The 21360-nt window shown below is 46.2% G+C and carries 17 protein-coding genes; 11 read left to right on the forward strand and 6 right to left on the reverse strand.

The features are described 5' to 3' along the window. Positions 1-103: 103 nt before the first annotated feature. The 10 genes from FKX92_RS08165 to FKX92_RS08210 all read left to right on the forward strand — a co-directional run bounded on the left by FKX92_RS08165 (position 104) and on the right by FKX92_RS08210 (position 11771). Entirely contained in the window at positions 104-475 is a 372-nt protein-coding gene (locus tag FKX92_RS08165; protein ID WP_002901428.1) for a hypothetical protein, read from the forward strand. A gap of 88 nt (positions 476-563) precedes the next feature. Then, positions 564-1661, forward strand: coding sequence for an AI-2E family transporter (locus tag FKX92_RS08170; protein ID WP_149566044.1), 1098 nt, complete (start codon positions 564-566; stop codon positions 1659-1661). A 38-nt stretch (positions 1662-1699) separates the two neighbouring features. Further along, the gene (locus FKX92_RS08175) at positions 1700-2683 is read left to right on the forward strand and encodes a hypothetical protein (protein ID WP_149566045.1); all 984 of its coding nucleotides are present in this window, start codon (positions 1700-1702) and stop codon (positions 2681-2683) included. Positions 2684-2927: 244 nt separating this feature from the next. After that, positions 2928-5180, forward strand: a complete 2253-nt coding sequence (gene metE / locus FKX92_RS08180; RefSeq protein WP_149566046.1) for a 5-methyltetrahydropteroyltriglutamate--homocysteine S-methyltransferase — start codon at positions 2928-2930, stop codon at positions 5178-5180. A gap of 137 nt (positions 5181-5317) precedes the next feature. Continuing rightward, positions 5318-6196, forward strand: a complete 879-nt coding sequence (gene metF / locus FKX92_RS08185; protein ID WP_004188674.1) for a methylenetetrahydrofolate reductase [NAD(P)H] — start codon at positions 5318-5320, stop codon at positions 6194-6196. A gap of 1 nt (position 6197) precedes the next feature. After that, positions 6198-7142, forward strand: coding sequence for an AraC family transcriptional regulator (locus FKX92_RS08190; RefSeq protein ID WP_187759415.1), 945 nt, complete (start codon positions 6198-6200; stop codon positions 7140-7142). Positions 7143-7250: 108 nt separating this feature from the next. After that, positions 7251-9488 carry an alpha-galactosidase gene (locus tag FKX92_RS08195; RefSeq protein ID WP_149566047.1) on the forward strand — a complete coding sequence of 746 codons (2238 nt, stop codon included), beginning with the start codon at positions 7251-7253 and terminating at the stop codon, positions 9486-9488. 173 nt (positions 9489-9661) lie between these two features. Further along, the gene (locus tag FKX92_RS08200; RefSeq protein ID WP_111676454.1) at positions 9662-10564 is read left to right on the forward strand and encodes an HAD family hydrolase; all 903 of its coding nucleotides are present in this window, start codon (positions 9662-9664) and stop codon (positions 10562-10564) included. Positions 10565-10575: 11 nt separating this feature from the next. Continuing rightward, positions 10576-11172 (forward strand): histidine phosphatase family protein, encoded by a 597-nt coding sequence (locus FKX92_RS08205; RefSeq protein ID WP_111676452.1) that lies wholly within the window; start codon positions 10576-10578, stop codon positions 11170-11172. Beyond that, on the forward strand, positions 11169-11771 hold the full coding sequence (locus FKX92_RS08210; protein ID WP_002929265.1) for a histidine phosphatase family protein: 603 nt from the start codon (positions 11169-11171) through the stop codon (positions 11769-11771). The genes FKX92_RS08205 and FKX92_RS08210 overlap by 4 nt, the downstream gene beginning before the upstream one ends. 82 nt (positions 11772-11853) lie before the next feature. On the opposite strand, the gene FKX92_RS08215 is transcribed toward FKX92_RS08210, so the two are convergent. From FKX92_RS08215 to FKX92_RS08230, 4 genes are all read right to left on the reverse strand, one after another. After that, entirely contained in the window at positions 11854-12327 is a 474-nt protein-coding gene (locus tag FKX92_RS08215; protein ID WP_172454765.1) for a hypothetical protein, read from the reverse strand. Next, on the reverse strand, positions 12308-13219 hold the full coding sequence (locus FKX92_RS08220) for a phosphodiester glycosidase family protein (protein ID WP_111676448.1): 912 nt from the start codon (positions 13217-13219) through the stop codon (positions 12308-12310). Before FKX92_RS08220 ends, FKX92_RS08215 begins: the two co-directional genes overlap by 20 nt. Further along, complete coding sequence (locus FKX92_RS08225) at positions 13216-14265, reverse strand: bifunctional glycosyltransferase family 2/GtrA family protein (RefSeq protein WP_149566048.1); 1050 nt, start codon at positions 14263-14265, stop codon at positions 13216-13218. Before FKX92_RS08225 ends, FKX92_RS08220 begins: the two co-directional genes overlap by 4 nt. A 319-nt stretch (positions 14266-14584) precedes the next feature. Further along, positions 14585-15406 carry a PrsW family intramembrane metalloprotease gene (locus tag FKX92_RS08230; RefSeq protein ID WP_149566049.1) on the reverse strand — a complete coding sequence of 274 codons (822 nt, stop codon included), beginning with the start codon at positions 15404-15406 and terminating at the stop codon, positions 14585-14587. Between the two features lie 161 nt (positions 15407-15567). Here FKX92_RS08230 and FKX92_RS08235 point away from each other — a divergent pair, with 161 nt between their 5' ends. Further along, on the forward strand, positions 15568-18624 hold the full coding sequence (locus tag FKX92_RS08235; RefSeq protein WP_149566050.1) for an AAA family ATPase: 3057 nt from the start codon (positions 15568-15570) through the stop codon (positions 18622-18624). Between the two features lie 61 nt (positions 18625-18685). Here FKX92_RS08235 and hutG read toward each other — a convergent pair whose 3' ends face one another. Both hutG and hutH read right to left on the reverse strand, forming a co-directional pair. Then, positions 18686-19675 carry a formimidoylglutamase gene (gene hutG, locus FKX92_RS08240; RefSeq protein ID WP_149566051.1) on the reverse strand — a complete coding sequence of 330 codons (990 nt, stop codon included), beginning with the start codon at positions 19673-19675 and terminating at the stop codon, positions 18686-18688. A gap of 141 nt (positions 19676-19816) precedes the next feature. Continuing rightward, complete coding sequence (gene hutH / locus FKX92_RS08245) at positions 19817-21358, reverse strand: histidine ammonia-lyase (RefSeq protein WP_187759412.1); 1542 nt, start codon at positions 21356-21358, stop codon at positions 19817-19819. Positions 21359-21360: the final 2 nt, after the last annotated feature.

Consider the following 21360-nt stretch of genomic DNA (forward strand, 5'->3'; position numbering starts at 1 on the left):
TGAAAACGGATTTATCAGATGAGACAGTCATTCTTTTATAAAGGTTGACAGATTAGAAAGTGGCTAGGTATACTATGTTTAAAAAAGAAAGAATGAGATTGCTATGAAGTCAAAGAAATTGTTATTGGTAAATGGAATTACTGGAATTTTAGGAGGCCTCATCATCCTTTACGCTTCTTCTCAGAGATGGCACTGGGAAATAGTTGCTTTAGTTCCCAAAATGGTCGAAAAGTCTGACTGGGGCGTCCTGATCATACTGATCAGCTTGCTGTTTCTTTGTCTTTCCCTGGCTGGAATGGCTCATTATAGTGAAGAGCCAAGAGTCAATAAGATGAGCCATAAGCTTCTCTTTTTCGCCTTTCTTGCAGGAATCATTCCATTTTTGGGGAACTTGGCCGGCGTTCTAGCTATCATATCGGGGATTTTTTATCTTCAAGATGTACCCAAATTCAAGAGCGATGACAAAGCGGACTGACCTGTGTGTTGCCATGCTTCCTCCTGCTCGAAAGCCCTCGGAAATTATGATAAAATAAGGAAATGACAAAACCTTAAAAGGAAGCCTTATGAAAAAAATAAATGAATCTTATAAACTGATCGTCTTTGCGGCGCTTGCTCTGGCTCTGGTTCTCTATATCGGGAACATCTGGTCTGGTCTGCAGAGTCTAACTTCGGTTTTTTCACCCATTATATTGGGTGGAGTCCTAGCCTTCATCTTTAATGTTCCGATGAAAAAGCTGGAAGACCTCTTGGACAAATGCCGAGTCCCTCAGAAGTTGCAGCGCGGTTTGGCCTTAGTTTTAGAGGTGCTGATTTTAGCTCTCATTATGACAGGGATTGTCTCCATCGTCGTGCCCACTTTGACCACAGCGGTCAATCAGCTGAGTGCGACAATCGGCAAGGTAGCACCTCAGGTAGCTAAGTGGTTGCAGCAGTCTGGTTTGCTTTCCTCTAGCCAGCTGAAAGATTTGACCAAGCAACTGCAAAATAGTGACATTGTCAACCGAGCCATCTCTCTTCTGGGCAGTCTGACAGGCAATATCTCTGCCATCTTTGGCAATTTCTTCTCGGTCATCATGTCTATTTTTCTCATGTTTGCTTTCTTGAGCAGCAAGGAGCATTTGCAGACGATCACTAGCCGTCTCTTGCAGGTCCTGCTTCCTGATAAGGCTGTCAAACGCCTATCCTATGTAGGTTCTGTCATTGTTGAGACCTATGATAAGTTTCTGATGGGGCAGATGATTGAGGCTGTCATTGTCGGTGTTTTAGTCTTTATCGCCTACTCTCTGACAGGCCTGCCTTATGCGGCCTTGACAGGAGTTCTGGCTGGAGTGCTCTCTTTCATTCCCTACATCGGGCCTTTCTCAGCTTGTGCTCTAGGTGCTATCTTTATCTTCACTGACAGCCCTTGGAAAGCCCTTCTTTCAATCGCAGTCTTTCAGGGAGTACAGCTGATTGAGGGCAATGTCATCTATCCGCGCGTGGTCGGCCAATCGGTTGGTCTCCCAACTCTCTTTACCCTAGCCGCAGCCCTGATTGGGGGTAATCTCTTCGGTTTGGTCGGTATGATCTTCTTCACGCCTATCTTTGCAGTTATCTATCGCTTGGTTAGAGAGTTTGTTGAGGAGAAGGAGGAGAGGAATGAAAGTGGAGAAGTTGCCTAATTACTTAGACGATAAATTTGCAAAATAGGAGCTTAATTATGAAATGGAGTAAAACAAAGAGTCTTATTACACTGCTAGTATTAGCTGGTTTATCTTTGGTATCTTGGACCCTTTATCGTTACTACAATGAACAATATTACGGACAGTTCTTTCAGTATACGGGTAAAGCAAAGATTGATGATTATGAAATGATTGCGGATGGTGCAGGCGCTATTGTCCATTGGGTTTCAACAACCCCGGAAGAAGATAAAAAGATGGATGAGTTCGGTAGTCATTTTCGTGACAAAATTGACCAAAAAAGTTCTCGCTATATTCTGCGGCAGAACGTTAAACTGAAAGATCTTCCCTATCGTCTGATGGAAAGACCATCTGACGGTGCCTATTGGACTCTTAGTATCTATCGTATCAATGACAAAAAACTTGAAGAAGAAAAGGAGATAGATCTCTACAAAGTTGTAGAGAATTACAATTCTAATTATTTACCAGCAGAGCTAGGAGGAATTTACACTTGGCAGGGTCAAGACTATTTATGGATAGAAATACGAGATTTAAAGAATCCTCAGGAAACAAGGCCGCTTTTCCTTAATCTAAAGAGTAGAAAAATGGAGGAAATTGAGATTTTAGCTCAAGATTACGTGAGAAAACCTTTTATAAAGCAAGCGACTATCTGGGACCAAAAAGCAAGTGGCATTTATACCACTCCTCCTGGTGGAGAAGTTCGAATAGATAAATCCGTTTTAGGACAGACTCAGTTTGATAGTAGTTCGAAGGCTTACAAGCTTTTAGAAAAAAAAGGAACAACAGTGTATTTATTACACTCAGAGAACAGCGCAGAAGGTTTTAGTCGGGAAGCAGCTGTCTACAGTCTACTTATGCCGGATACTGTGAATGTATATGAAGCTGTGACCATTCCTCCAGAGGTGTCTGTCGACAGTCAAGAACACATCGTCAACTCCAAAGAAGAGTTTGACAGATACTATGATCTTGAAAAGGCTAAGAAGGTTTATCACGAAACAGAATAAACAAGACAAGATATTATAGAAACCAACGAGATTTTATTCTCGCTGGTTTTTCTTTTTCCAAGGTCATAACTTCTACCTATAGCAAACAATAATTACAGTCAATGGTGCTTCTAAAATGGGGATTTTGGACTGGTTGACGAGACAGGTTATAGTTTTAGGCTATATCAAACTCTGGAAAATTCCAATTATACAGAGGGGGGATTTTCTGATAAGATAAAATCAAGAAAAATTTTGGAGGACGTTTATGTCAACGACTATCATTGGTTTCCCACGTTTGGGCGAATTCCGCGAATTGAAATTTACAACTGAAAAATATTTTAGACATGAAATCTCAGCAGAAGAGCTTCTGGCTGCGGCCAAAGAGTTGCGCGCTAAGCACTGGAATATTGTCAAGGAAAAAGGAATTTCAGAGATTCCGTCAAATGACTTTTCTCATTATGACAATGTGCTGGATGCAGCTTTTCTCTTTAATGTAGTACCGTCATCTGTTCAAGGTTTGGAATTGACTGACTTGGAGCAGTATTTTGCCTTGGCACGTGGTTATCAGGGCGAAAAAGGGGATGTCCGTGCTCTTCCGATGAAGAAATGGTTCAACACCAACTACCATTATATCGTTCCTAAATTTGAAAAAGAAACCCAAGTCAAACTGGCTGGGCATAAGATTTTTGATGAATTTGCAGAAGCGAAAGAGCTGGGCTTGGTAACCCGTCCAGTTGTGGTCGGACCATTCACTCTCCTGCAAGTATCTGACTTTGAAGACGGTGTAGCGCCAGCTGACTTTGTAGATGCACTAGCTGCAGCTTATCAAGAAGTTTTTGCCAAATTAGCAGAGCTGGGCGCAGAGCGTATCCAGCTGGATGAGCCAAGTCTGGTCAAAGACCTGTCAGCAGAAGAAAAAGCTCTCTTCTTGGACCTTTATAAGAAGCTTTTGGCAGACAAGAAAGGCTTGGAAGTCTTGGTTCAAACCTACTTTGGTGATGTTCGTGACATCTATGCGGATCTTGTAGAGCTGCCGGTAGATGCGATTGGTTTGGACTTTGTCGAAGGCAAGAAAACTCTTGACCTTGTAAAAGGTGGCTTCCCAGCTGATAAGACACTTTATGCAGGGATTGTCAATGGTAAAAATATCTGGCGCAACAACTATGAAAAGAGCTTGGCGGTGCTTGAGCAAATCCCAGCTGAAAATCTTGTTTTGACAAGCTCATGTTCACTGCTCCATGTGCCATTTACAACGGCTAATGAAGAATTTGAACCAACAATCTTGAACCACTTTGCCTTTGCGGTGGAAAAATTGGATGAAATCCGTGACTTGGATGCTATCCGCAATGGTGGCGGTGCAGAAGCACTTGCTGCTAACAAAGAACTCTTTGCGACTGAACGTGTTGGTGAAAATGCCGAACTTCGTGCGCGCATCGCTGGTTTGACTGACGCTGACTACACTCGTTTGCCAGCCTTTGCAGAACGTGAGGAAATTCAGCACAAGACACTCAATCTGCCACCGTTGCCAACTACCACGATTGGATCCTTCCCTCAAACCAAGGAAGTCCGTGCTAAGCGCTTGGCCTTCCGCAAGGGTGAGCTGTCGGCAGAAGACTATGACAAGTTCTTGGCTGAGCAAATCGATGAATGGATCAAGTGGCAAGAAGAAGTCGGCTTTGACGTGCTGGTGCACGGTGAGTTCGAGCGTAATGACATGGTTGAGTACTTCGGTCAAAACCTGTCAGGCTACCTCTTCTCTAAAAATGGTTGGGTACAATCATACGGTATGCGTGGAGTCAAACCACCAATCATCTGGGGTGATGTTACTCGTCTCAACCCAATCACTGTTAAATGGTCTAGCTATGCACAAAGCCGTACAGACAAACCTGTCAAAGGTATGCTGACTGGACCTGTAACCATCCTCAACTGGTCATTCCCACGTGAAGACATCTCTATCAAGGATTCTACTCTTCAAATCGCTCTTGCTATCAAGGATGAAGTTCTTGACCTTGAAGCTGCAGGCGTGAAGATTATCCAAATCGACGAGGCTGCTCTTCGTGAGAAATTGCCACTCCGTCGCAGTGATTGGTATGAAGATTACCTTGACTGGGCAATCCCTGCCTTCCGCTTGGTACACTCTACAGTAGCGCCAGATACACAAATCCACACTCACATGTGTTACTCAGAATTTACCGATATCATCCCAGCTATTGACAACATGGATGCGGACGTGATTTCCTTTGAAGCTAGTCGCTCTAACTTGGAAATCCTGGATGAGCTCAAGGCTAAGAACTTCCAGACAGAAGTAGGACCTGGAGTTTACGATATCCACTCACCTCGCGTGCCAAATGAAGGAGAAATCGACCATACGATTGAAGCCATCTTGGCTAAGGTACCAAGCAGCAAGGTCTGGATCAACCCTGACTGTGGTCTTAAAACTCGTGGTATCCCAGAAACCAAGGCTAGCTTGGAGCGCTTAGTAGAAGCAGCCAAAGCAGCTAGACAACATTTGCAATAATCCTCCTCGAACCTCAAAAATTGATCTTGATGGAGGAACATACCAAAATTGAAGCGGAGCTGACAATCCTGTAGGAGCTGTTCTCCTAGGATTGTCCTCAGCTATCACTACCATCATTGAAAGGAACTTTTTGTTATATGGTTCGTCGTCATACACCCAGTCTCTCATTTGAAGTATTTCCTCCCAATCCGGCAGTAGGCAATGATAAGATTTTTCATGCATTGAGAGAGATGCAAGATCTGGCCCCTCACTTTATTAGTGTGACAGCCAGCAATAATAAGTTTGACATTGAGGAGACGACGGTTCGTTTGACTGAGTTCATCGCCAACGACCTCAAGATACCGACGATTGCTCACCTACCCGCGGTTTATCTGACCAAGGACATGGTGTCCAATATTTTGCAGTCTCTAGATCGGGTTGGTGTCCATCAGATTTTAGCTTTGCGAGGGGATATTTTTCCAGATGTGGCGCCTAAGGATGATTTTACCTATGCGACTGACTTGATAGAATACATCAAGACAGAAGCACCGCACTTTGACATCATCGGAGCCTGCTATCCGGAGGGCCATCCGGATTCGCCAAATCAGATTTCGGATATTCAAAATCTGAAGAAAAAGGTGGATGCTGGCTGTTCTAGTCTGGTGACCCAGCTTTTCTTTGATAATGAGCGCTTTTATGATTTTCAGGACAAGTGTATTTTAGCGGGTATTGAAGTGCCAATCCATGCTGGGATTATGCCGATTCTCAATCGCAATCAGGCTCTGCGCCTGCTCAAGACCTGTGAGAATATCAAGCTGCCAAGAAAATTCCGGGCTATTCTGGATAAATACGAACATGACCCAGAGTCTCTGAGAGCAGCTGGTCTGGCTTATGCTGTGGATCAAATTGTTGACTTGGTGACTCAGGATGTGGCGGGCATACACCTTTATACTATGAATAACGCTGCAACAGCCTATCATATCTATAAGGCTACCCATGCTCTCTTTAATCATAACCCATCCGTCCAATCTTTTTAAGATGAATGAAGAAACCACTAATCAGATTCAGTTGCTGTTTAGTGGTTTTTGTTTTATAATAAGGGTAAAAGTTTTATCCAAATCTAAGGAGGGGCTGATGGAGCATTCACTGACCTTGGTTAAGTCTATGCAGTTTGGCCAAGAAGATTGTTTTTTTGCCTTCTGTGGTTATTCAAAAACGGAAGCCCATCATAGCTTTGGGCCGGCTGTCCGGGATGTTTATGTCATTCACATCGTACTGAAGGGACGGGGGACTTACTCCGTGGGCAATCAGCGCTATGATTTGCAGGAAGGGCAGGGCTTTGTGGTGCCGCCGAGTCAGTCGGTCTTTTATCAGGCTGATGGAGAAGAGCCTTGGTCTTATGTCTGGATGGGACTGGGTGGGCATCTCTTGCCTCGCTATCTGCAGGATCTGGGCTTACAGTCTGACCAGTGGTCTTTTGAGCTGACTTCTTTGCAGGAATTTAAGGCCTTGGTCTTTGAAAGTTTGGCCTATGAGGGCAGCGGAATAACAGCTGAACTAGCTCTGCAAAGGCAAGTTTATCGTTTTTTAGAACTCTTGTCCCAGCGTCTCAAGCAGACCTCTTTAATCACGGAAAGCCGTCGGATCAATCCTTATGTCCAGCAGGTCTTGGAACTACTGAGCAGTCATCTGCCAGAAAGTTTATCTGTGCAGGAGTTGGCGCAGAAATTGGCGCTGCACCCTTCCTACCTATCTCGGCTTTTCAAGGATGAAGTAGGCAAGGGGATCAAGGAGTACAGCAATGATTTGCGACTCAATATGGCAGCTGATTTGCTGACGGGCAGCCAGCTTTCGGTGGAAGAGATTGCCAATAAGACAGGCTTTGCCGGAACACAGAGCTTTTCAAAAGCCTTCAAGAAGGCGCGCGGCCAGTCGCCTTTGAACTTTCGCAAGGCTAGCTCTCATCTGGGGCAAGAGCTGTAAAAAGTCACATTTGGATAAATAATACTAGAAAGAAAGGCTTACCAAAAGGGGTGGCCTTTTTTATAATGAAAGTGGAAGTTTGACTGCAGACTGTGAAAGGAGAAGACCATGAATAAGGCGAGTATTTGGTTTAAGGAAGAGTGCAGGCAATTTCATCTGACTAACGGTGAGATTTCTTATATCTTTCGGGTTTATGAGGATGGTAAACTCTTGCAGCTTTACTACGGAGCGGTGGTACCAGAGCGGGATTATTCTTATTTGGTGGAGCTGCAGCATCGGCCCATGACGACCTATCGGAAAGAAGGAGATTTACGCTATTCTTTGGAGCATGTGCGTCAGGAATTTCCAGAATACGGCACGACAGATTTTCGTCATCCCGCTATCTGTCTGCGGCAGGAAAATGGCTCGCGTATTACTGATTTTGTCTATGTCAGTCATCAGATAGTAGATGGTAAGCCTGCTTTAGAGGGGCTGCCCGCTACTTATACAGAGACTCAAACGGAGGCTAAGACTCTTATTCTAACCCTACGAGATGAGGTGACAGAAGTAGAAGTTCAGCTGTTTTATACGATTTTTGCTGATTGGCCGGTTATCACTCGCTCCAGCAAAGTGATTAATCAAGGCAGGGAAACTTGCTACTTGGAATCCCTAGCTAGTCTGTCGCTTGATCTGCCAGATGCTGATTATGACTGGCTGCAGTTATCAGGGGCATGGGCTCGGGAACGCCATATCAAGGAGCGCCCGCTTCAGCAGGGGATTCAGTCTATTGAGTCAACCCGCGGCATTTCCAGTCCCCACCACAATCCTTTTGTGGCTCTTAAGCGACCGGAAACGACTGAATTTTCAGGTCCAGTACTAGGAACGGCCTTGGTGTATTCAGGTAATTTTCTCATTCAGGCTGAGGTGGATACCTATGATGTGACCCGGTTGCAGCTAGCCATCAATCCTTTTGGTTTTGAGTGGAAGCTGGCTGCAGGCCAGTCCTTTACCAGTCCAGAAGCTCTGCTAGTATATTCTGAGCGGGGCCTCAACGGCATGAGTCAAGTCTTTCATCAGCTATTTCGTCGACGCCTAGCTAGGGGCTACTGGCGCGAGCGAGCGCGTCCTGTTCTCATCAATAACTGGGAAGCTACCTATTTTGACTTTAGTGAGAATCAGCTGCTGGAGCTTGCTGAAAAGGCTCAAGATGTAGGAGTGGAGCTCTTTGTGCTAGATGACGGATGGTTTGGCCAGCGGACTAACGATCGCGCTGGGCTGGGGGATTGGTTTGTCAATCCAGAAAGGCTGCCGAAGGGGCTGGGCTCGCTAGCAGAGCGTATTCACGGTTTGGGCATGCAGTTTGGTCTTTGGTTTGAGCCGGAAATGGTCAATAAGGACAGCCAACTCTACCGAACTCATCCTGACTGGCTGCTGGCAGTGCCAGATAGACAGCCCCACCATGGTCGGAACCAGTTTGTTTTGGACTATTCTCGGCCGGAAGTAGTGGATGAGATTTTTGAGCGTCTATCGGCGGTTATCGAAGAAGCGCAGCTGGATTATATCAAATGGGATATGAATCGCCCTCTGACGGATGTCTTCTCAGCTGCCTGGCCAGCCGATCAGCAAGGGGAGATTTTTCACCGCTATGTCTTGGGTGTTTATGACTTGTATGAGCGTTTAATCAGTCGGTATCCGAGACTGTTATTTGAGTCCTGCTCTTCAGGTGGAGGCCGCTTTGATCCAGGTATGCTCTATTATGCTCCTCAGGCTTGGACTAGTGATGATTCGGATGCTATCGAGCGCTTGAAAATCCAGTACGGGACTAGCCTTCTCTATCCGCTTTCGTCTATGGGGGCTCATGTCTCCATCGTGCCCAATCACCAGACCAACCGTCTGACTCCGTTGAAGACGCGGGGCAATGTCGCCTTTTTCGGTTCCTTTGGCTATGAGCTGGATCTTAATCAGCTAAGCCCAGAGGAATTGGCTGAAGTCAGGGAACAGATAGCTTTTTACAAGCGCCATCGAGATCTGATTCATAATGGAACTTTTTATCGACTGCGGTCGCCATTTAAGGGAGATGGACAGACAGCTTGGATGGTTGTCAGTCAGGATCAGAACACTGCACTTTTAGGCACTTTCAAGGCCCTCAATCAAGTCAATCGCTCTCATCAGCGTTTGCAACTGAAAGGACTGGCTGCGGATAAGGTCTATCGGCTAGAGGGGCGTGCCTATACGGGGGCTGAGCTTATGCGAGTTGGGCTGGTCACCACGGACGCTTCCAGCGGTCAGCTTCTGGAGGATTCTGAGCAAAAGCCGAGCTATGACTTTGATTCTAAACTCTGGCTATTTGAAGCAGAAGATGAGTAGATAAGATGGGGAATAAAAAGAGCAGAAGGAACAAGCTGATTAAAAGCTGTCCTTCTTGCTTTTTCCTCTGAGAAAAAAAGGATAGTACCATTATCTCTGATAATTCTATAGGAAAAGGCTTTCAAAAAGGTATATAATAGGGTGAAGCTTTTATAAAATAAAGCTGGGTCATAATGGGAGAATTTGTAATAATTGAAGAAAGCATTCAGCAAATGCGAGGAAGAGGAAGTTTTATGACGAGAAAAATCATCTTTCTGGATGTGGATGGGACCCTCATCGACTATGATAATCATATACCGGAGTCTGCTGTGGTTGCCATTCGACGGGCGCGGGAAAAGGGACATCTGGTCTATGTCTGCACAGGTCGCAGCAAGGCTGAGATGCCGCCGGAAATTTGGGATATTGGCTTTGATGGCATGATTGGTGGCAACGGTTCTTATGTGGAGCATAAGGGTCAGGTTATTCTGCACCAGCTGATTCCGCGAGATGTCGCTAAAAGGCTAGTTGACTGGCTTCAAGAGCGGGGGCTAGAGTTTTACCTAGAGAGTAATAACGGCCTCTTTGCAAGCAGGGGCTTCCGTGAAGCGGCACGACCAGTGCTTCGGACCTATGTACTTGGAAAAGGTGCCAAGCCAGAAGAAGTAGTAAATATGGAGGCCGAAGAAGCTCTTCACGGCTTGGTCTATGGAGGAGAGCTCTATCGGGACGACCTGAACAAAGTCAGCTTTATTCTCAGAAGCTACCAAGACCATCTGGACTCTAAGGTAGCTTTTCCTGAGCTCAAGGCGGGTACTTGGGGAGGCAAGGGTGAGCATGCTCTCTTTGGTGATTTAGGAGTCAAAGATATTACCAAGGCGCATGCCATTGAGGTCCTCCTGAAGCATCTTCATGCTGACAGAGCAGATACTCTGGCTTTTGGCGATGCCAAGGTTGATATTCCTATGCTGAACTATTGTCAGGTCGGGGTTGCTATGGGAAATGGCGGAGCGGAAATCAAGGCCATGGCCGATATGGTGACAGATTCGGTCAGTCAGGACGGTCTCTACAAGGCCTTTGAAAAGTTAGAACTCATCTAAAGGAGATATGAATGATGGCAAAAACTCTTTATCTGATGCGGCATGGCCAAACGCTTTTCAACCTACGCCATAAGGTGCAGGGCTGGTGTGATGCTCCTCTGACCGATTTTGGCATCTATCAGGCCAAGGTGGCAGGGCAATATTTTAAGGATGCAGGAATTACTTTTGACGATGCTTATAGCTCTACTCAAGAGCGAGCCTGTGATACCTTGGAATTGGTAACAGACGGTAAGATTCCCTATAAACGTGTCAAGGGACTCAAGGAGTGGAACTTCGGCACCTTTGAAGGGGAAAGCGAAGACCTCAATCCACCCCTGCCTTATGGAGATTTCTTTGTTACCTATGGGGGTGAATCACAAGATCAAGTGCAGGAGCGTATGGCAACGACCATTCTTCAGCTCATGCAGGAGACGGATGGTCAGTCTGTGCTCATGGTCTCCCATGGCGGAGCTATGGCCAATTTTGCCAGAGCTTGGCAGAAAAACTGGCGTCTGGATGATTTGGGTCACATGACCAACTGTGGTATCTTGAAGTTTACTTTTGAAGATGACCAATTTTACCTAGAAGAGGCCATTGGCCACGATTTTAGCGATTGGGAGGGAAAATGAAAGATTTATATTTAATGCGGCACGGCCAGACTTTTTTCAACCAAGAAGGCTTGGTGCAGGGAGCTTGCGATTCTCCTTTGACAGAACTGGGGCAGGAACAGGCCCGGCAGGCAGGAGCTTATTTGAAAGAGCGGTGCATTCGTTTTGGTCAGCTCTACTCGTCCACCCAGGAGCGAGCTTCTGATACCTTGGAACTTGTCTCCGGCCGGTCCGACTATACTCGCCTTAAGGGCATTAAAGAATGGAACTTTGGTCTCTTTGAAGCCCAGCCTGAACGCCTGCAGCCGAAATTTCGACCAGGAGCCACCTCATTTGAAGACCTATTCGTCCCTTACGGTGGAGAAGGTGTGGACCAAGTCGGTGAGCGTGTGCTAATCACTCTGACTGAGGTTATGGAGAAGGCAGGAGCAGAGCCAGTCTTAGCTGTTAGCCACGGCGGTGCCATGTGGGCCTTCTATCTCAAGATTGCAGCCCAAGCTCTGGATCCTAAGGTGCGCTTTGGCAACTGCGCCATCTGCCATTACCAATATGAGCAGGGACACTTTAAGCTGGCAGAAGTCATTGATCCGCTGACGGGTAGTGTGTATGAGTGTGAATGAAGAAGCAGAGTATTCATCATAATGAGAGTTCAGAAAGATTATCACTACATTAAAAACCTCAGGTTTTCTGAGGTTTTTTGGTTTATACTTGACTGTAGGTTTCACGACGACTTAGTCTTGTATCTTCTTTTTTGCTGGATATTGGCTGTGCCTGGATTTCTTTATTCCATTCACTTCGAGTAAAGACCATGGAGAGTAGTGCCAGAGCCGCAAAGGCTGCTCCTACGTACCAGTAGGGCATATCCAGCGTCGTGGATCGGCCAGATAGATTGACGATGCCACGAAAGAGCATGCCGGCTGTCATAATGGCTACAGCTGAGTTCCAGAGATTGAGGCTGAGCCGAGAGAGATTAGGGATGACCTTCATAAAGAGCAGGAGGAGAATGCCGCCTGCTAGAGGAATGGCAAAGAGGTAGTGCATGTGGCTAGATGTTTCGCCGAAGCTGAAAGATTCATAGATTCTGCTGAAAGCAAAGAAGAAAATAGTTAATAGTGTGTAGATAAGGGCTGTTTTTCTAAAACGTTTTTTGCTGGGATTAGTAACCGATGTAGACAATATCACTCACCGACCTTTCTGAGATAGTATTTCCGTTGGTTGTAGGTTTGTTAATGACCTGACCGTTAAAGTAAAGTGTAGAGGACCCCCCGCCGTCGAGGTTGTATGCGGTCTTAACACCATAAGATTTCATGATTTCTGCCATCTGGTAGAGGGAAAGCCCCTCGCTTTCTGAGGTGCGTCCGTCTGAAACGATGATGATGTAGTGGTTTTCATCAATGATACCGATAGCTGTCCGAGGATTGGAAGACATGGACTGGCCGACTTCGGAGTTGGTATCAACGACAATCTCACCATTTTCTACAAGAGATGGGCCGAAGGCCAAGAGATTGACCACGCCGTCTTTGACCAGTTGATCAGCAGAGACTTGGTCTTCATAGATAATCTTGAAGGAGCCGTCTTTGTAAATAGCCAAATCACCATTGCTGGAGTCTTCTCGGACGGTATCGCGGTAGACGACGCCATTGCGGATGACATAGCCAGTTGTGTTGGCTCCATAGTAGTCGCCATTGACAGCTAGGATGGCATTGTTGTTGGCGGCCGTTTCTGAGGTCTTGGCGGTGACATTGTTTCCGTAAGTGTTTTGGGCAAAGGCCGTTTTTAGGTATTCTGATGAGCTAACGGTCACATCAGCGATGTAGACTTGGGTGTTGCTGACGGTCTTTTTAGTTAGCGTAACCGAGATGTTGTCGTCTGAATAGCTGGTATCCGTCACAGTCGCTGTTTCGGCAGCCTTGCTGGCAGCCTTGGCATTGGACGACGAACTCGTACTTGAAACCGTGGAAATGGTCTCTGCGATGACAAAGGTTTTCAGCATGGAGTAGCTGAAGGAAGCTGTCAGAAGCAGCCCGAAAATGGAGGCGTAGGCATAGCGTTTCTTTAAAAATTTCATGATGCGGTGTGTGTCCTTTCCTTAAAAATAAATCTCTTTTGGACCATCCAGGAGACGGTGAAGAGTAAGATGCCGACGATGATTTTGACAATCAGAAGATTGAGACCAAAGACAGCATAGAAGAGGCGAATCAGCAGTGTGTCTAGGATAAAGAGCACTACAGCTAGGCTGAAATAGCCAGTTCCTGTCTTGAGTATACTGTCGTCGTTCTTAAAGACCAGCTTTTTATTAGTCGAATAGTTAAAGATTGAGCTGGTCACACGAGCAATCCCATTTGCGAGAAGAATTCTCAGGCTGGTCGGCACAGCAGCTAAAAACAAGAGAGCCAGTGCGTAGACAATGTAGTCCACGACGAAGCTGCTGAGAGAAGTCAGGGCAAATTTGAATATATTTTTATAAATCATGAGCCCATCCCGAATCGGCCGGAAGTGCGAGCCTTGATTGTCATTGATATAGACCGTCTCAATAGGCACTTCCAAAATGGGATATTCCTTGCTGGCTTCTAAGAGCATGTTCATTTCATACTCATAGCGCTGCCCCTCTACCTTTAGCATAAATGGAATCATGTTGGTCGTAAAGGCTCGCAAGCCTGTCTGAGTATCGGAGACACCCACGCCAGTCTGAAGCTTGAAGAGAGCCCGAGTCAGACTATTACCGAAGCGGCTGCGTAGGGGCACCTTGCCAGTAAAGGCGCGTGCTCCCAGAATCAGCTGATTGGGATTTTCAGAAGCCTTGGTCGCTACACGGAAAATATCCCAGGCCTTGTGCTGGCCATCCGCATCTGCTGTTACAACCGTTCCATAGTTCTTCAGTGTCTGGATAAAGGTAAAAGCAGTTTTCAGCGCTTGCCCTTTGCCTTGATTGACCTGATGACGGAGCACGGTCGCGTATTGCTCTGCCTGCTCAAAGACTATCTGGCATTTGGAAGAGCTGCCGTCATCGATAACAATGATATGAAAATCACTTTTATGGTGAATTTTTTTTATCAGCTTAATAAGATTATAATCAGGCTCATAGGCCAGAATCACTAGATAATCCATATCCATACCTCTTTCTTAGATGATTTGTAGAAAGTATACAGACTGCGGCTTAAAAATTCCTAATATAAGTTAGTTTTAAGAAAATGTTAACATTTCTTTAAGGAAAGAGCAGAGAAAGAAGAGGATGGAAGATGTTGGTGGGGAGAGGATTAGAGGTGTTTTTTGTGAAATGGATGATAGAGTATAGCAAAGTGGTTATGTAGATATCTCTAAAAATAGGTCATAACTATTTTCGCAATTGCTTGGTATGTCTTAAATGTAGAATGTTAAGAAAATATATTCCTGAATACCCCAAAAAAACGACCCTAACGGTCGTTTTTTTGCATTATTCCACTTCCAATTCTTCTTGATCAATTTTATGGGCTGTTCGGTAGGCTTGGTAAAAGATAAAGACAGCTAGAGCCGTCATAGCCGGTACGATGATTGGGATATCTGTTTCGATAGCAGTCAGTGGTGAGTTCCAGAAGAAGTGGAGAACGAAGGCTGCTAGGAAGTAGAAAAGCCCCACTCGGAAGTAGTTTTTCTGAGTTTTGGCATAGCGTAGCATGAGCGCTAGACCGAGAGTGGTCAGGGCGGTGTAGAGCCAGTGAGAGGCAACGCCGCCAGTGATGCGGCCTAGAATCCCAGAGATAGTGAAGGAGAAGCCTTCGGGCAGGTCAGAGAGGATATAAGAGAAGTCCTCGCTAATCTGAAAGCCCATGCCAGCCGTAATACCCAGCATCAAGAAGGATTTGAACTTTTTGACGGGGACTAGGTAGACAGCGAAGGCAACTGCCAACAGCTTGAGTGGTTCTTCAACCAGCGGAGCTGCGATGGCATTTTCTAGGTCGCTGAGCAAAGTGTTTGGGAAGCTGGTGCTGACCCATTCGTGGATATAGGTGTTGGCCAAGCCAGAAGTCCAGCCTGAAATGAAAAGGCCGCCTAGCAGAGCTACCCCAAGGCTAAGTGCAGGAGTCTGCCATTTTTTACCCAGTTGACGAATCAAGAGCAGGGCGGGGACGATATAGAGCAGGGCCAAGAGGGCTGATAGTCCGACTATCCCATAGGAAGTGCCTGACATAGTGCCTGTGGTATAGGCTTGTGTCTCGTATTCTAAGCCAATCGCGCTCAGAAGGAGAAAAGTGAAAAGAACAATATTTTTCTTCATAAGTAACTTTCTAAAATTTTATTTTTCATCTTAGTATAACAGAAAAATGCTAAATAAAACCAATTTAAAAACTGGAAATTAAGGGCTAGTATAATACTTTACTTGCCAAACTGTCTCTTTTTGTTTATATTAGTTCTATAAGGTTTCTTGGAGGCGTTTGCATGACGAAAGATCTGTTGAGGTTGAAATTACTGGGAAGTCCGAGTGTCTTTCTCAATCAGGAGGAAGTCTTTTTTCCTTTTGCTAAAATCAATGCTCTGCTTTACTATCTCCACATCAATGGAGCAGTCAATCGGGAGGAAATTGCAGGAATCCTCTGGGAAAACAAGGATAATCAGACCGCCAAAAAGAATCTGCGCAATACCATTTATCAAGCTAACAAGCTATTAGGTGGGGAATGGGTTGTCGCTCCCAACAGGACTGTGCTGTCGCTTAATCCCGAGTGTGCGATTGAAAGTGATGTAGAACTTTTCACTGATCATCCTGCAGAGCATCTGTCGCTCTATCAGGGTGATTTTCTGCAGGGCTTCTATCTCAAGGATAGCGAGGCTTTTGATTACTGGGTGTCCAAGATGCGGACGCGATATGAGCAGCTTTATATCCAAGCCTGCTACCAGCAGCTTGAAACGGAAAAAGACCAGCTAGATTTGGAAGAGGCTGAGCGGAATTTGCGCCGTTTGATTAGCATTGATGAGTTTGATGAGAAGAACTATCATCTGCTTATGAAGCTTTATCAGGATAATGATCGGCCTGGCAAGGTGATAGAGACTTATTATAAATTGGTCAATATTTTGGATAAGGAACTGGGCATTAGTCCTACGGAACCTATCCAGCAACTATACCATGAGGTGCTAGCCAAGGACCGGAGCGAGCGTAAGACTAAGCAATTTCTGCGCAATACGGACCACTTTTTCGGGCGGGTCGATGAAATCAAGCGTTTGGAATCTTATTTCTCCAAAGTGATAGAGACTCAGGAGGCGCGTGCTCTGGTCCTAGTCGGTGGTACTGGTATCGGAAAGCGAACAGTGACTCGTCAAGTACTGGCCAATCAGACCAAGTATTTCCAGATTGTCATGGCTGAGTGCTTTAAGGAAGAGATGAAGGCAGAGCTGCAGCCTTGGCGTGGCTTGCTGGACGGCCTGGGCGACTTGGTCATTCAGCACCAGATTCTCTCTATCAACCAGTGGCAGGTTATTTTGGAGAGTTATTTTCCTATTTTGACAAGCGGCACTTCTGGTCTTCACTTGGATGCGGACAAGCTGGCTCAGTTTGTGGTGGGTATTCTGCAGAAGATTTCTAAGAAAAAGGCTTTGATTGTCTTGATTGAGGACTGTCACTGGATGGATAAGGCCAGTGTTGCTGTCTTAGAGCAGGTCATGAATCATTTGACCGGCTATCCTGTGGCCTTTGTGCTGACCAAGCATCTAAGCACCCCTTCTTATTTGGAACATTTTTTCAATCACCTGCTAGTACGCAATAAGCTAGGCTTTATTGAGCTGCAGCCGCTGAATTTTAAGGATAGTGTTGCTTATTTGCAAGCCCAGACGGGGCATTTATCCATATCTGAAGAAGGCCTTGAGGATATTTATCGGGTCAGTCAAGGCATCCCTTTCTTCCTATCAGAGTATGCTGAGCAGCTTCTGCGAGGGGAGAAGTTTCATCCGCTGACTCCGGCCATCAAGGCCAAGCTATCCTTGAAGCTGGATTATTTGAGCAGTCAAGAGGAAGAGTTGGTGGACTATCTGGCTTGTTTTAGGGCTCCTGCCTCGGTTTCGCTCTTAGCTAGGTTATTAGGCCTGCCGATGGAAGAAGTAGTCGAAATCACTGAGGAGTTTGGACAGAAGCAGCTATTGATGGAAGAGGAGCAGGGCGAGGAATTGGTAGTGCGGTTCAGCCAGGAGCTTTTGAGAATCTACGCCTATGAGCGCTTGTCACTTGCCAAGAAACGAATGCTGCATCACCAGATTGCCCAAGGCATGGAAGACCAGCTGGGAGACTCTCTCCAGCATGCCCAGCTGCTCAATGAAATCGCCTATCACTACAAGATGTCCAAGCAGCCCATTAAGTCTCTGGAGTACGAGCTGCATTATCTTGAGGCTACCTTGCAGTTTCATCACGAGCTCTTTCCGATTTACTCACGGGAGTTTGGCTTTATCGAAAAGACGGATGATAGCAATCAGTCCGCGGTTTTAGACCAGTTTGACCGTATCCGTCGGGAGATAGAGAGCTTAGAGAGAAAACACCAGAATCACAAGGATTTTCAGCTCTTGGTTCTCCGCTTTCTCTATCTAGAAGGGCGCTATGCCATTCGGACGGGGAATTACCAGCAGGGGATGGACAATATCCAGCGGGTGATTGCTTCGGCCAAGGAGCTGCAGCAGATGGATTTTCTCCTAGAAGGCTATCGGCAGATGATTTACTACTGCATCCAGACGGAAAATATCCCTGAGATGCGCTACTATACGGAGTTGGCTCTAGATGCTTCAGTTCAGGCCAACAATCACGAGGCCATTGCTATCAACCTCCGGCTCAAAGGGCTCTATCATCTCATGATTGGGGATGAGGAACAGTCGCTCCACCATCTCTACCAGTCCATTGACTGTTTCAGTCTGACGGATTCGCTGCGTTCCAAGTACTCGATTCAGATTGCGGCGGCTCTAGACTATTTGGCGGAGATTGAGCAGATTCGCGGAAATTTCACGACAGCGCTGGCCCACCAGAAGGAGGCCATTAAGTTGACGGAAAATAAAACAGCAGAGCCTTCGATTTTTGCTTTCTATATCGGCTTGGGTATGACTTACTATCAGCTAAAAGATTATGAACAGGCGGAGCGGATTTTCCTTAAGGCGAAAACAGCTCTGAAGTCCCTTAGCTTTCCCTGGAAAGAGACCCAGTTGGAAGTGTATTTGGCCTTGATTGGCTGTGAGAAGAGAGATTACCAGCCTGTGCTTGATCTTCTGCGGAAAAAGGATAGCCTCATTAGTCGCTATGGCAATCCGCGGGACAAGGGGTTGATTTACTATCTGATGGCTGTGATTAAGTATGGACTGCTGACTGGCAGCTTGCAGGAAGCAGGCTTTGAAGTCTTGCTGGATCAGGACTTTGACACCTACTATGAAACGGCCAAAAGCCAGCTCAATCCCTACCGAGATCGGCACCAACTCAAGGAATTAGAAAACTTACGCCAAGGTCTGTATCAGGCATTAAGCACAAAATAAAAGAGGATGAAAGCAATGTTCATCCTCTTTTGATGTTTGTAATGAAGTTTTTAAATGCCTATCAGTCATGTGCTTGCGCCCAGACTTGGGTCAGGTAAAAGACAAAGCTGGCTGCCAGATTAGCCGTATGGTTGTCTATATCGTGAGGCGGAGAGACTTCGACGATATCAAAGCCGATCAGTTTGCCTGAGGCAGCGATGTGCTGGAAGACCAAAACAGCTAGATTGGGATCCACACCGAGCGACTGAATGGCACTGACACCAGGCGCCGCACCAGCTGCAAAGCAGTCAATGTCAATGGTCAAATAGACCTGCTCCTTGCCGGCCAAAAAGGCATCGACTGCCTTGCAGACTTCCTTGTAACCCATTTGGTAAATATCCATTCCAGTCAGAAACTGGATAGCCTTGGATTTTGCCACAAAGTCGAAGAGAAAGAGATTGTTATTGTGCTCCTGAATCCCTAGAATGAGGTAGTTAAAGGCCTGCTTCTGAGCCAGAGTGTCATCGAACATCTGGCGAAAACCGGTACCAGAGTTAGGACCAGTCTGGTCATAAGGGCGCAAATCAAAATGGGCATCCATATTGATAACGGCCAAGTCTTGGTCAGGAGCTAGTGACGACTTAAGTCCCAGATAGTGGCCGTAGGCTGTTTCGTGGCCGCCCCCTAGGACAATAGGCCGTAGATTGAGCGCTCGCAGGCGTTTGACTGCTCGAGCCAAACTTTGCTGTAGCTGCTCCAGAGAGCGGTTAGGGCCGTCAATATCGCCAACATCAAAGACGCGAACGTTTCTGCCAAGATGCCAAGGAAGCTTGGCCAGCTGAGTTCGGATAGCTTGTGGTCCTTCGACTGCCCCTACTCGGCCGTGGTTGATATAAACCCCTTTATCACTCTTGAAGCCAATCAAGGCAAAGTTGACGCCATCAAAGGATTTTAAGTTAGGGTCATTTAAGTCCAAAAACTCAATAACCATCCCCCATTTGGCAGCATATAAATCATCATCTAGTCTCTTATGATAGTAGCTGTTATCTAGCTGATAGTAATCTTCTAACATGAATTTGTCCTTTTCCATAACGATACTTGCGACTTTATTATAAGAGTTTCCACCAAGCCTGTCAATGACTTTTGGCGGGAAAAGAAGCCCAGCTGCATGAGAGCGGGCTTCTTAGGTTAGCTTTTTACAGAGGCATCAGCTTTAGAACTGAATGCTCAAGTCCACAGCCTTTTCAACGGCTGCTAGGAATTCTTCGTTTTCAATCAGCTCAGAAGCCTTGTTGAGTTCTTCATAGATTTCGATATCCTTATCAAACTCGATAAAGCGGACATGCTGACGGAAGAGGTCGTAGGCTGGCTTGGTTCCTTTACCAAGTTCATGGTTTTCTGGTTTCAGATCCAGAGCTTGGCAGGCTGCCATGATTTCTGTTGCCACGATGCGGCGAGAATTCTTGAGAATTTCAGCTGCCTTGCGTGCTGCAGTAGTTCCCATGCTGACAAAGTCTTCTTGGTTTTCACAAGATGGGATAGAGTCTACGCTGGCTGGATGAGACAGAACCTTGTTTTCAGAAGCGAGCGAAGCACAAGCATACTGGGTAATCATAAAGCCAGAGTTGAGTCCTGGGTGTTTGACCAAGAAGGATGGAAGCTTGCTTAGTTGGCTGTTGACCAGACGTTCTACACGACGCTCGGATACATTTCCGATTTCAGAAATAGCGATACCGAGGAAGTCAAATGGCTGAGCCATTGGTTCACCGTGGAAGTTACCACCTGAGATAACATGACCTTCCTTAGTGATGATAGGGTTGTCTGTAACGGAGTTGATTTCAATCTCAACCTTGGCTTTCACATAAGCGATAGAGTCCTTGCTGGCACCGTGAATCTGCGGAATACAACGCAGGGTGTAAGGGTCTTGGACCCGTTGTTGAGTGGCTACGGTTGTGTTGCCACTGCCTTCTAGAAGGTTGCGGATATTGCGGGCTGTAGCTAGCTGACCGCTCTGAGGTCGAATGGTATGTAAGTCTTCTTCGAAAGGACTGGTAATACCATTGTGGACTTCCATGGAAAGAGCGCCAGCGACATCTGACAGTTTAAGAAGCTGGATGGCATCGTAGGTAGCCAAAGCTCCGATACCTGTCAGGACAGTCGTTCCGTTAATCAGCGCCAGTCCTTCCTTGGCTGCTAGAGCAATTTTCTCGATTCCGGCCTTATCCAAAGCTTCTTGTCCAGAGAGCAATTGGCCTTGATAGTAAGCGCGGCCCAATCCTAGCATAGGCAAAACCATGTGAGCCAACGGTGCCAAGTCACCAGAAGCACCGAGAGAGCCCTTTTCAGGAATAAATGGCACGACACCTTTATTGAGCAATTCTAGGAGCTTTTCGACAGTAGAGAGCCGAATGCCAGAATAGCCCTTTACCAAGGAATTAATCCGGATTAGCATAATCGCACGGACTGCATCTTCAGGCAGGGGATCACCGTAGCCTGAGGAGTGCGTCCGAATTAGGTTTTCTTGCAGTTGAGTCGTATCTTCTGGTGAGATGCTGACATTACAGAGAGAGCCAAAGCCAGTTGTAACACCGTATACGACCCGCTTTTCGCGGACGATGTCATCTACGATTTTGCGGGAAGCTTCTACTGCTTTTTTAGCTTCTTGGTCGATTTCGCAGGTGGCTCCATAACGGGCTACTGCGATGACGTCTTCTAAAGTAAGGTGTTCGCCATCCAAATTGATTACATGTGTCATAA

Origin of the sequence: Streptococcus sanguinis (assembly GCF_008329445.1) — a bacterium.
Classification (GTDB): domain Bacteria; phylum Bacillota; class Bacilli; order Lactobacillales; family Streptococcaceae; genus Streptococcus; species Streptococcus sanguinis_O.